Source organism: Corallococcus exercitus (genome assembly GCF_003611585.1).
Lineage (GTDB): Bacteria > Myxococcota > Myxococcia > Myxococcales > Myxococcaceae > Corallococcus > Corallococcus exercitus.
Genome location: NZ_RAVW01000302.1, coordinates 1 through 12,170, shown reverse-complemented (window position 1 = coordinate 12,170; position 12,170 = coordinate 1). Strand labels below are relative to the sequence as shown.

Genomic DNA, 12,170 nt, shown 5'->3' with positions numbered 1-12,170 from the left:
GCGCATGTCTTGTGGCCTCGGAGATGTGTATGAGACACAGGCACCGGCACCGGCCGCCCCGACTTGCAGGGACGACCCCTCGGCATGCTTCGAGGAGGCCCGGAAGGCGGAGCTGGATACCAGCCCCCAGAAGAGCTTCACCCGCCCGGCCGAGCTGTACGCGCGCGCCTGCAACAAGGGACACCACGCGGAGGCGTGCTTCCGCGTGGCGACGCTTTCAGCGGAGGTGGGCGGAAAGCTCCACGACAGCCGCAAGGCCCGGGAGTTTGGCAAGAAGGGCTGCGAGCTTTCCCACGCCCCCAGCTGCGCCCTGGTCGCGACGCTTTATTTCGAAGACACCGGCGCCGACAGGAACGACGAGCGCGCGGCCGAGTTCGCCCAGAAGGCCTGCGATGGCGGCAGCGCCTCCGGCTGCGCCACCCTGGGCGTCCTGAAGCTCGGGGGCCACGGGGGAGAGCCGGATCTGGCCGGCGGCGTGAAGCTCCTCGAGCGCGCCTGCACGGAAGGGGCGGCCGCCGGTTGCTTCGAGCTCTCCGGCCTCTACGCCCTGGGCCGTGGCGTGAAGCAGGACGACCAGCGCGCCCACCTCCTGAAGCAGCAGGGCTGTGATGGGGGCCACGGCCGGGCCTGCTTCGAACTGGGCATGGCCTACGACGGAGCCTCCCACGTCGTGAAGCACGACAAGACGAAGGCGGCCGCGCTGTTCGAGAAGTCCTGCGCGCTCAAGCTGCCGGAAGGATGCCTCACCCTCGCGGAGGTGCTCCTGGACGGCGTCGGGATCCAGGCCGACGCTCCCCGGGCCGCCACGCTGCTCGCCCCCCTCTGTGACTCGGGAGACGCCGGGTCCTGCGGCAGGCTTGGCGACCTCTATATGAAGGGCCGTGGAGTGGAGCGGGACGTCGAGCGCGCCAAGGCCCTGAAACAGAGAGCCTGCGAAGGGGGAACCCGGAGCTACTGCGCCTCCCGGTAACCCCGCGCCCCTGGCCGCTCCATCCCGAGCGCCGCGGGCAGCACGTACTGTCCGAACAGGACCAGCGGCAGGGCCGACCCGGCCTCATCATTATAGTGGCTGCCGGTGAAGGCCGCGGTGAGGTCCAGCGAGGGCGCGACGAAGACGTACTGGCCCCCGTTGCCCCGCGCGAAGAACACCTCCACCGGGGTGCCGTTGATGACGAAGCGGGCGGTCCACCACAGGAGCCCGTAGCCCGCGTCGCCCAGCGGTCCCAGCGCCTTGCCGGACTCCGCCACCCACGCCTCGGAAGTCAGGCGCTCACCCTGCCACACGCCGTCGAGCATCAGCTGCCCCACCTTGAGGAAGTCGCGCGGACGCAGGCGCAGGTGGCCGCCCGTGTCGGTGCCCTGCTTGCCCGCGCGCTGCCAGGTGACGTCCTGGACCTGCATCGGCGCGAACAGCCACTCGCGCGACAGGTCCGCGACGCTCCGGCCGCTGACGTGCTCCAGCACCGCGCCCAGCAGCACCACGCCGCCCGTGCAGTAGCGCGTCACGGTGCCGGGTTCGTCCCGCATGGGCACGTCCACGATGAAGCGGACCCAGTCGTCCGTGTCGTACATCCGCTCTTCGTTGCCGGGTGACTTCGGGTCCCAGTCGTCGCACGAGAGCCCCGAGCGCATCTGGAGCAGGTGCCGCACCGTGATGCGCTCCTTGCGCGGATCCGGGTTCCGCACCGGGGCCAGGTGCGGCAAGAGCGGCAGCACGGGCGCGTCCAGGTCCGGCAGCAGGCCGCGCTCGTGCGCCATGCCCACCAGCAGCGACGTGACGCTCTTGGTGGCGGACCGCAGGTCGTGCGCCTCCTCCCGCGTGAAACCGTTCCAGTAGCGCTCGTAGAGGAGCTGGCCTCCGCGCGCGACGAGCACCGCGTCCGGAACCTCCACCGTGCCCTCGGACACGTCGTGCTCCAGCGCGTCGAACCAGGGACGCTGGACGCCCGCGTCCTCGAAGGAGGCCACGGCCCAGCCGTCGTCGAGCCGGTCCGGCGGCGAGCCTGGCCCCGTGGCCACCCGCTTCCCTCCGCACGACGTGAGACACACGACCAGCAGCAGCGCCACTCGCTGGAACATCGCTTCACCCGCTTTCACACCGGCCCTGGAAGCGCGGCAGCGTATGTCACGGGGAGGCGGCACGGTGACTAACGGTTCTTCGCGGCCAGCTCGCGCATGCGCTCTTCCTGTGCGCGCAGCTCGGGCGTGAACTCGGCGCCGAAGTCCTCGGCCTCGAAGATCTGCCGCAGCTCCAGCTCCACGTTGCCGCCTCCGTCGATGGCGGGCCAGCGCTTGAGCCACTCCAGGGCCTCCTCCCGCGACTTCACCTGGATGATGCTGAAGCCGGCGATGAGCTCCTTCGTCTCCGTGAAGGGACCGTCGATGATGGCCGGCTTGCCGTTCGTGAACTTCACGCGCGCGCCCTTGCTGGTGGGCTGGAGCCCTTCTCCCTGGAGCATCACGCCCGCCTTCACCATCTCCTCGTTGTAGGCGGTCATCGCGGCCAGCAGCTTCTCGTCCGGAAGCACGCCGGCTTCGGTGTCCTTGTCCGCCCTGCGGATGATCATGAATCGCATCGTCGTGGCTCCTGGAGGCTGCCTTCCCCCAGGCAACGAATGGGGCCGGGGAAAATCGACACGGCCTTTTTATTTTCCCGCCGCGCCTGCCAAACCCTCGCAATCACGGGACTTCCCATGTCCCGGGCGCGAGTGTGACAGTGCCCCCATGCGCGCGGGCGTGACCTCCACCGGGACGACGAAGCCCTTTCCGGGCAGTGGCCTGCTGCACCCTTGGGTGCTGGTGTCGGTGTTGCTGCTCGTCCTGAACGACCACGTGTTCAAGGCGCGCTGGCCGTCGTGGTGGACGGGGAAGCTTTCCGACATCGCCGGGCTCGCGATGTTCCCGCTGCTCCTCCAGGCGCTGTGGGAGCAGGCGTCCCGCCTCCGAGCGCGGGAGTTCCGCCCGTCGTTCGCGGTGCTCGTGGGCGCGGTCGTGCTGACGGGGCTGTGCTTCGCCGCCACGAAGCTTTCACCGGACGCGGGGAATGCGTGGCGATGGGCGCTGGGCGCTCTGCAGTGGCCCTTCTTCGCGCTGCGGGCCTGGCTCGCGGGTGTGCGCATTCCTCCGGTCCGGCCCACGCAGCACACGGTGGACATCACGGACCTGCTCACGCTGCCCTCGCTGTTCATTCCCCTGTGGCTCGGATGGACGCGTGCTCGCGCGGCACGCGAACAGGACGCGCGTATTCCCGCGCACGAGGCTTCTTCGCCGTATCTATGATTGCTGTGCGCTGTGTTTGTCACGTCGCGATGCGTGTCAGACCCCACCTGCACATTGCGCCCCGTCACGCATTGAACCGGCAGGGGCCATCATGTCCGCACAGTCATCGCAGCAGAGCGTCACCGCGTCCTCCAACATCCTCGAGCAGGTGCGCCAGTGCGCTGCGTCCGTCACCCGCTATCCGCTCGACATCCTGACGGAGCACGCGCAGCTCGAGGATGAGCTGGGCATCGACTCCGTGAAGCTCGCGGAGATCGCCGCCGTCATCGCGCGCGAGTTCCACCTGCCGCCGGACCGGCTGCCGCGCAGCGGGAAGGCGCGCACGCTCGGCGCCATCGCCGGGGCGGTGGCGGAGGCGCTGGGCACGGCACAGAAGCCGTCGCTGCACGTCGCGCCCGCGCAGCCGCAGGTGACGCCTGTCGCGACCGTGCCCGCACAGTCCCCGGTGGTGCCCGTCGCGACCGTGCCCGCCGCGATGGAAGCGAAGGCGGGCAACAGCGCCCCGGACCTCCTGCCGCGCGTGCGCGCCGTGTTCGCGCGCGTGACGCGCTACCCGGAGGACCTGCTCACGCCGCACGCGGACCTGGAGGACGAGCTGGGCATCGACTCCGTGAAGCAGGCGGAGGTGATGGCCGTGCTCATGAAGGAGCTGGGGCTGGGTGACGCGCCGAAGCCCTCGCAGCGCCTGCGCACGATGGCCGCCATCGCCGACGCGGCCCGCGCGCTGTTGCCGTCCATGCCGTCCACGCCGTCCGTTCCGGAGGTCAAGCCTCGCGCCCCCGTCCACGCCGCGCCGATGCCGTCGCGCACGGAGCAGCCCTTCGCGGGGAAGGTCGCGCTCGTCACGGGTTCGGGGAAGGGCATTGGCCGGGTCATCGCGACGCGGCTCGCTCGCGCGGGGGCGACGGTGGTCGTGAACTCGTTCCACTCCCGCGAGGACGGGGAGAAGACGGCTCGTGACATCGTGGACGCGGGCGGCAAGGCGGTCCACCTGTGGGGCTCCGTCGCGCAGGAGGAGCACCTGGAGCGGATGTTCTCCGCCATCCGTGAGCAGCTGGGCGGGCTGGACCTGCTCGTGTGCAATGCGTCCAACGGGCTCATCGGTCCGTTCGACCGCATCGCGCCTCGGGACTGGGACAAGGCGTTCCGCACCTGCATCACCGGCACCTACGAGTGCGCGATGCGCGCCCGTCCGCTGATGGCCGCGCGCGGGGGCGGGAGCATCGTCACCATGTCCACGTCCATGTCCCAGCGGTACATGCACGACCTGGGCTGCCAGGGCGTGGTGAAGGCGGGCGTGGAGTCGCTCACGCGCTACCTGGCCGCGGAGCTGGCGCCGCAGGGCATCCGCACCAACTGCGTGTCCGCGGGGCCCGTGCACGGGGACCTGCTGGGCATGTTCCCGGACGCACCGGAGCGCGTCGCGCGCTGGGAGTCCGCCACGCCGGGCGGACGGCTGTGCACCGCGGACGACGTCGCGGACGTGACCGAGCTGCTGCTGGGGCCGAAGACCCAGCGCGTGAATGGCGCCATCTGGGTGGTGGACGCCGGCCTCTCCGGGACCGTGGACGGCCTGCTGCCGGCCGCTCGCGCGTCCTGATCCGTTCCCCTTTCCGGAGCCACCACCATGGACTTCTTCGCCGTCCCGTACGACATCCACTTCGATGACACGATGGCCTACGGGAGCCATCACTTCCTCACCAACTTCAAGTTCCAGTGCGCCGGCCGGGAGCACCTGCTCTTCAGCCCGCACGCCTTCGAGGTGCCCGAGTTCCGGCGCGACTTCGACCAGGTGCTGCTGCTCACCTACGAGGGCTATTCGCGCAACCTCGCCCCGGCGTCGCTGGGGGACCGGCTGGTGGTGCTCACGTCGCTGGAGGAGCGGGGCGAGGTGTCCCTGCGCTTCTGCTTCCGCACGTTGAAGAGCGACGGCACGCCGGTGGCCTGCGGCTACCAGACCGTGCTCTGCGCGGACCGGCAGGGCGTGCTGCGCGCCTTCCCGGAGTCCTTCCAGCGCAGCTTCGAATCCCTCGCGGCCCTCCATGAGCCGGTGGGCGCGAAGAGCTTCCGCGACCTCGCCTTGCAGGGAGGCGCGGGCGTCCAGGCGCTGTTCCCGCAAGCCGTGCGTGAGCTGGCGAGGACCCTGCTGGCGGACACCCATCCGCGCGGGGTCTCCCGCACGGTCCGCCTTCCCGAGCCGGGCCTCCCGCTGTCCGCCAACGCCACGGCGTTCCTGTTCGCGGGCCAGGGCACGTTCGAGCCCGCCCTCTTCCTCCAGTTGAAGGCGCTCCAGCCGGAGCTGCGTGAGGAGCTGGGGGCGGTGGCGGAGGCATGCCGTTCGCAGGGCATCGACGTGGCGCCACTGCTCGCGGCGGAGGACGTCGCCCAGGTGGGCCGGGCGCTGGACGCGTCGCCGCTGTTGGATCAGCTCGGCATCTTCCTGTGCGGCGTGCTGGGGGCGCGGTGGATGGAGCGTCAGGGCACGCGGCCGGACGTGTTCGTGGGGCACAGCTTCGGGGAGATCGCGGCGATGACCGCGGCCGGTGCGCTGGACCTGCGCACGGGCGCGGAGGTGGTGTGCCGCCGCATCCGGGCGCTCCAGACGGTGCCGGACGACCTGGGGACGCTCGCGGCGGTCGCCCTGTCGGAGCCGGAGACCGTGCGGGCCCTGGCGGAGAGTGGTGCTCGTGGCCTGGAGGTCGCGGGTCGCAATCACTCGCGGCAGACCGTGGTCGCGGGGCCCCGTGAGCCGCTGGAGCAGCTGCGCGCGTTCCTGGAACGGCAGGGCAAGGGCTTCACCTTCATCTCCAGCCGGTACCCGTTCCACCACCCGAGCCTGGCGCCCGCGGTCGCCGCGTTCCGCGCGAGCCTCGCGGACCTCGCGGTGCATCCGGCACGAGGGCCCATCTATTCGCCCATCGAGCGGAGGGTGTACGGAGGTGGCCGGTCCGAGCTGGCGGGGGCGCTCGCGTCCCACCTGGTGCGTCCCTTCGACTTCCCGGGCGCGGTGGAGACGCTGGTGGGCGCGGGCTGCACCCGGTTCGTGGACTGCGGCACGGGGGGGCGGCTCACGCGCATCGTCCAGCGGATCCTCCCCGCGGACACGTCCGTGGCGCTGACGTCCCTGGACCGTGCGCTGCCCGAGAGTCCTCCGGCCGCGACGCCTGTCGCTCGGGATGTAGCGACCGTGGCTCCGGCCATCGCGGTGGTGTCCTTGGGCTGCATGCTTCCGGGCGGCGCGAAGGATCCGGAGACGTACTGGAGGAACATCCAGCGGGGCATCAGCGGCATCGTCGACACGGGCCTGAGCCATCCCGACCAGGTCGTGGACTTCGTGGGTCCGGCCGTGACTCCGGACCGCACGTACACGCTGCTCACCGGGCGGGTCCTGGACACGGACCTCGTCCCGCCCCCGGGCATCCAACCGGACCGCTTCCAGCGCTATGGCCGCGAGCAGCAACTGCTGGCGATCGCGCTCACCCAGGCGATGGAGTCCCTGCGGCCCACGGCGCCGCGCGTGCCCGGGCGGATCCAGTGTCTGCTCGGCTCCACCGCGGACGGCTCTCCCGAGTACGACGACGCGTTGTGCCTGGAGGCGGGCGAGGCCCTGCTGCGTGCACGAGGCGAGACGGCGCTGGAGTTCTCCGCGCTGATGCGTGAGGCCCTGGGTGTCACCGCCACGTCCGCGGAGCTCGCGCCGCACCCCACCCTCCAGGCGGTGGTGACGGACATCGTGGGTCCGGGCGTGTCCACGATGCTGCTGGATGCGGCCTGTGCCTCCTCGCTCTACGCCATCGCGCTGGGGATGAAGGCGCTGGAGCGCGACGAGGCCGACCTGGTGCTCGCGGGGGGAGTGTTCTCCCCGGGCCCGGGCAACAGCTGCCTGTTCTCCCAGTTCAAGGGGCTCTCCGCGACGGGGAGCCGGCCCTTCGATGAGCGCGCGGATGGCGTCATCTTCGGCGAGGGCGCGGGAGTGGTCGGCCTGATGCGCCTGGAGGATGCCGTGTCCTCGGGGTTGAAGGTCCACGCGGTCATCCGGGGCGCGGGGCTCTCCAGCGACGGGCGCAGCAGCTCCGCCAACGTCCCGCGCGCGGATGGGCAGGTGGCCGCGATGGAGGCGTGCTACGCGGCGGCCGGCGTCGAGCAGGCGTCCATCCAGTACATCGAGGCGCACGGCACGGCCACGCCGGCTGGTGACACCACCGAGTTGCAGTCGATTGGCCGCGTCTTCGGCGGCAAGCGCAAGGGCCTCCAGCTCGCCAGCGTGAAGGCGTTGATTGGCCATGTCGGGTGGGCCGCGGGGGCGGCTTCTGTCATCAAGCTGTGCAAGGCCCTGGAGCACCGGAGCTTCCCGCCGCAGTCCCACTTCGACCGTCCGGGCGCGGGGCTGCGAGCGCTCGGGCCGGACTTCGAGGTGAGCACGCGGGAGCAGCCGTGGCCGGAGAACGGGGAGCATCCCCGCCGGGCCGCCACGAATGGCTTCGGCTTTGGCGGCACGAACGCGCACCTGGTGCTGGAGGAGTACCGGGGAGGCACGGTCGCGCCGCGCGTGAGGGCGGTGCCCACCGCGGGCGAAGGGCTGGTGGTGGTGGCCGCGGAGGGGATGTTCCCGGAGGCGCGCTTCGACGCCCGGGGCCTGCGGCTGCCCGCGTCCGTGCGGCTGTTGCCGGACATCACCGAGGACATGGACCTCACGCAGCACCTGGGACTCATCGTCGCGAGCGACGTGGTGAAGAAGCTCGAGGCCTTTGAGCCGCTGCGGACGGGGACCGCCATCGTCCTGGGGCTGGAGGGAAAGACGCGCCGGGGCGTGGAGGCCACGCAGCGCGTGCTCGCGGACTCCACGCGGCGCCGGCTGCGCGAGCACGTCCAGCGAGCACCGGACTCCGCACGGCTCCTGCCGCTGGTGGACCGCCTGCATGCGGCGGTGGGCGCGCTGAAGCCCTCCGGGCCCTACACGCTCCAGGGGATGATGCCCAACGTCACGCCCGGGCGGGTGGCGGGAGCGCTGGACACCAAGGGGCCGAACTTCGTGGTGGACGCGGGGGCCAACACGCTGGCCGCGTCGCTGAGGGCCTCGCGGGCCCTGCTGGACAGTGGGTTCGAGCTGGTGCTCGTGGGCAGCGCCCACGTGCGGCGACCGGGAGAAGGCCCCGCCGCGTCCATGCCTGAGGAAGGCATGGCGATGCTGGCGGTGACCACGGCCGCGAAGGCGGAAGCGCGGGGCTTGAAGCCGCTGTGCCACCTGCGGATGTCCGAAGAGGGGGCCTCCGGGCCTGGCGTTACGCTGCCACCCCACTCCGCCCGGGAGGCCCAGGAAGTCCTCCGCGCGGTGCGGGCCGCCGCCGAGGGACAGGCGACCACGCTGCACTTCCATCCGGAGGCGGCGACCGGCACACGGCTGGTGCTCCAGCTTCGTCCTGGACTCGGTGCCCAGCCGGGCGCACCGGAGGCGCACCGGACGAACCGGTCCGACAGTCGGACCGGTTTGGACAACCGGGGCGGCCTCTCCGGCATCGCCCCACTCCCGCCCACGGTCTCCGTCGGGCTCGCCGCATCGCCTGCCGTGGCTGGGGGGCCTGCGAGCAGCGGAAACCTGTCCGACAGTCGGACCGGTTCGGACAAGCGCGCCGCCACTCCCGGGGTCAGCGAAACTCCGAAGACGATCCCCAGTGGACCTGCTTCGGCGCCTGCGATGACTGGGGGGCTGCCCGTCCATCCGAGCGGCGGAAACCTGTCCGACAGTCGGACAGGTTTGGACGACCACGCCGAGCGGGAGGCGGCCGACGGCTTCGACCACTCGGCCCCCATCCGCTACCACGCGCCGGTACTCGTCGAGCGTCCGGCCCGGACGACCGGAGCGTCACAGCTGCGCGGCCGGCGGGTGCTGTTCATCGCGCAGGACGAGGCCATGGCCCGTGAGCTTGCGGCCCAGGCACACAACGCCTGCGGTTCCGAGTTCCGCATCGTTCACGCGGGTGCCTCGGACGCGGGTTCGCGGATCCATGGCATCGACCTCACGCGGGAGGAGACCGCGGAGGCCGGGCTGGATGCGCTCGGCTTCGAGCCACAGGTCATCGTCGCGGTCTGCCGGATGGCCTCCGGGGCGGGCGAGTCCTCCGTGGTCGCGGACACGGCCTTGCGTCACGAGGCGCTGGAGCTGCTCTTCCTGTCCGCGCGCCGTGCCTATGCGGGACTGACCGCGGGCACGGTGACGCTGGCCAGCCTGTGCATCGGCGGTGTCGGTCCGCGCCGGACGCTGCACCCCGTCACGGGCCTCTTCGCGGGCCTGCTCAAGTCCCTGGGCCGCGAGGTTCCCGCGCACGGCATCCGGGCCATCGCCACGACCCCGCTCCCGCTCCTCACGGCGCTCGACCACGTCGCCTCCGAGCTGGGCACCAGCGACGACACCGCTCCCGTCGAGGTCTGCTTCGACGGCTCCGTCCGCTGCGTCCGGCTGCTGCAACCCACGGAGGTCCCTGCGCGGCCCGCCACGACGCTCGACTCCCGCTCGGTGGTCCTGCTCACGGGCGGTGGGCGCGGGGTGACGGCCGTCCTCGCCGGGGCGCTGCTCAAGCGGTACGGCTGCAAGGTCGTCCTCCTGGGCCGCAGCGACCCGTCCGACGCCCCCGAGCGCGTGCTCCAGGCGCGCGACGAGGAGCTGGGCGCCGTGGAGCGCGAGTTCTACGCCTCCGAGCTCGCCCGCGACCCCGCCGTGCGGATGCCCGCGCTGCGAGCGCGCTTCGAGCGACACCTGGCCGTGCGCGAGCTGCGGGCCACGCTCGACGGGCTCACGCGGCTCCCTGGCCAGATGACCTACCGGGCCGCGGACGTCACCCGTCCCGAGGAGGTGGACCGCGTCGTGGAAGATCTGCTCCGCGAACACGGGCGGCTGGACCTGGTGGTCCACGGCGCCGGCACGCAGGTCTCCAAGAAGCTCCACCGCCGCCGGCTCACGGAGCTGCGGAGCACGCTGGACACCAAGCTGCTGGGGCTGCGCAACCTGCGCGAGGCGTGCGCACGCCGCCTCCCCGCCCCCGTTCCGTTCCACGTCCTGACCTCCGCGTTCAGCTACATCGGCAATGACGGACAGGCGGACTACGGAGCCGCGAACGAGGCGCTGGACCGGCTGTGCGCCTGGGTCAGCGACGCGCGCCAGGACGTGCAGTGGTGCAGCGTGGGCTGGCTCGCGTGGGACGGCATCGGCATGACGCGCGGCTCGGAGTACAAAGTGCTCGGGGCCAGCCGCCGGCTGCGCGGCATCCGCGCCGACGAGGGCGAAGCGCTCTTCCTCCAGCTGGTGGACGGCCAGCCCGTCCAACCCATCAACGTCCAGCTCACCGAGAGCGAGCGCGCCTTCTACGGCCTGGAGGTGCTCGCCCCGCCGCCGCCGACTCCGGAGCCGCCCCGTCCCACGCGGCGGGACCTGACGGTCGACGCGGCGAGCATCCCGTGCCTGGAGGACCACCTCGTCCGGGGCACCCCCACCCTGCCCGGCGCCTGGGCCCTGGACCTGATGTTCCAGGCGGCCCTGGACGACGCGCGTCCCGAGCTGCGCACCGTCACCATCGAGGACGTGCGGTTCTCACGCTTCATCCGCGTGAAGCCGGGAGGACAGCAGTCCCTGCGCGCCGAGTGCACCCCGCTGACCGATGCGCCGGGCCGGCACAGCGTGCAGGTGAAGCTGACGGGCGATATCGTCCATGCCTCCGGCGTGGTGCTGGAGCGCGACCTCGTCTACGCCGAGGCCCGCTTCACGCTGACCGCCGAGCCGCCGCGGACCTCGCCGCAGCTGGAGGCCGCCCACGCCTCGGGCCATGGAATGTCCGTGCATGACCCGCACTGCGCGACGGGCTCCCCCATCGAGCTGCGCAAGATGTTCGACTGCCTGGAGGAGATCCGCCTGGAGCAGGACGCGCGCTTCGCGAGGCTCGGGCTGCCGGAGGTCTCCCGGCAGGCGGGGCACGGTGTGCCCGCGCTCGTGCTGGACGCGGCCCTGCGTTTGAGCGCGATGCACGTGGAGGGCGTATCGAACGACGTGTTCGCCCCCGTTGGCGTCCAGCGGGCCACGTTCGACCGGGACCTGGTGGCGCACGACGCCCGTGCCCCCCGCCGCCTCACGCTGAAGGCGCTCGCCCCCCGCGTGGAGGGAGAGCTCCTCCAGTGCGGCACCGTGGCGGCGCATGACGAAGCGGGCCGCCTGCGGATGCTCGTCGAAGGCGGCATCGCCCGCCCCATGGCCTGAAACCCCTTCCCTGAACAGGCACCCGCCATGAACGACTCCGCTCCTTCCCTCCCCCTTCCCCCGGATGAAGCCAAGCGGCTCCGCTCGGAGCTGCGCCGCGTGCTGCCGCCGGAGGCATTCGAACGACAACCCCTGCGCGGCATCGTGGCGCTCTGCCTCGTGCCGGTGGAGGCCGCGCTCATCTGGGTGCTCGGCACCTGGACACTGCCCCACTGGGCCTGCCTGCTCATCGCCTTCGTCCTGGGCCAGCTCGTCACCGCCGTGGGGCTCGCCGCGCATGAGGCCCTGCACCACTCGGTGTTCCACAGCCGCAGGCTGGAGAGCCTGCTGGGCTGGGTGGGCTTCGCTCCCTTCCTGGTGACGCCGGGCAACTGGAGGGCCTGGCACGTCCAGGCCCACCACAGCGCCGCCAACGTCCACGTCCGCGACCCGGACATCCTCCCGCGCAGGACGGACTGGCACACCCAGGGGTTCGCGAAGCTGTTCCACGCCATGTCCCCCGGCTCCGGACACTGGCTGAGCTTCATCAGCTTCAGCGTCTTCTTCACCGCGCAGGGCCAGGCCTTCCTCTGGCACCACTGCCGGCTGCCCGGCTTCCAGCACGTGCACATGCACCGCTCCCGGGAGCGCGTGCTCACGCTGCTCG

The 12,170-nt window shown here is 71.7% G+C and carries 7 protein-coding genes; 5 read left to right on the top strand and 2 right to left on the bottom strand.

The annotated features are described in order from the left end of the window. The coding region (locus D7W79_RS29525) for a tetratricopeptide repeat protein (protein ID WP_147442119.1) at positions 1-970 on the top strand (970 nt) is incomplete at its 5' end. On the opposite strand, the gene D7W79_RS29520 is transcribed toward D7W79_RS29525, so the two are convergent. Continuing rightward, entirely contained in the window at positions 952-2,079 is a 1,128-nt protein-coding gene (locus D7W79_RS29520) for a serine hydrolase domain-containing protein (protein WP_120528718.1), read from the bottom strand. The genes D7W79_RS29525 and D7W79_RS29520 overlap by 19 nt on opposite strands. 68 nt (positions 2,080-2,147) lie before the next feature. Next, on the bottom strand, positions 2,148-2,576 hold the full coding sequence (locus D7W79_RS29515; protein WP_120528717.1) for a YciI family protein: 429 nt from the start codon (positions 2,574-2,576) through the stop codon (positions 2,148-2,150). Between the two features lie 148 nt (positions 2,577-2,724). On the opposite strand from D7W79_RS29515, the gene D7W79_RS29510 reads away from it, so the two are divergent. The 4 genes from D7W79_RS29510 to D7W79_RS29495 form a co-directional block, all read left to right on the top strand. After that, positions 2,725-3,279, top strand: coding sequence for a hypothetical protein (locus D7W79_RS29510; protein ID WP_120528716.1), 555 nt, complete (start codon positions 2,725-2,727; stop codon positions 3,277-3,279). 91 nt (positions 3,280-3,370) lie between these two features. After that, positions 3,371-4,879, top strand: coding sequence for an SDR family oxidoreductase (locus D7W79_RS29505; RefSeq protein ID WP_120528715.1), 1,509 nt, complete (start codon positions 3,371-3,373; stop codon positions 4,877-4,879). A 27-nt stretch (positions 4,880-4,906) separates the two neighbouring features. Next, positions 4,907-11,524: a type I polyketide synthase gene (locus D7W79_RS29500; protein WP_120528714.1), complete on the top strand. Its 6,618-nt coding sequence runs from the start codon at positions 4,907-4,909 to the stop codon at positions 11,522-11,524. A 27-nt stretch (positions 11,525-11,551) separates the two neighbouring features. Beyond that, positions 11,552-12,170, top strand: a 619-nt coding sequence (locus D7W79_RS29495) for a fatty acid desaturase family protein (protein WP_208729870.1), incomplete at its 3' end; no start/stop codon positions are given.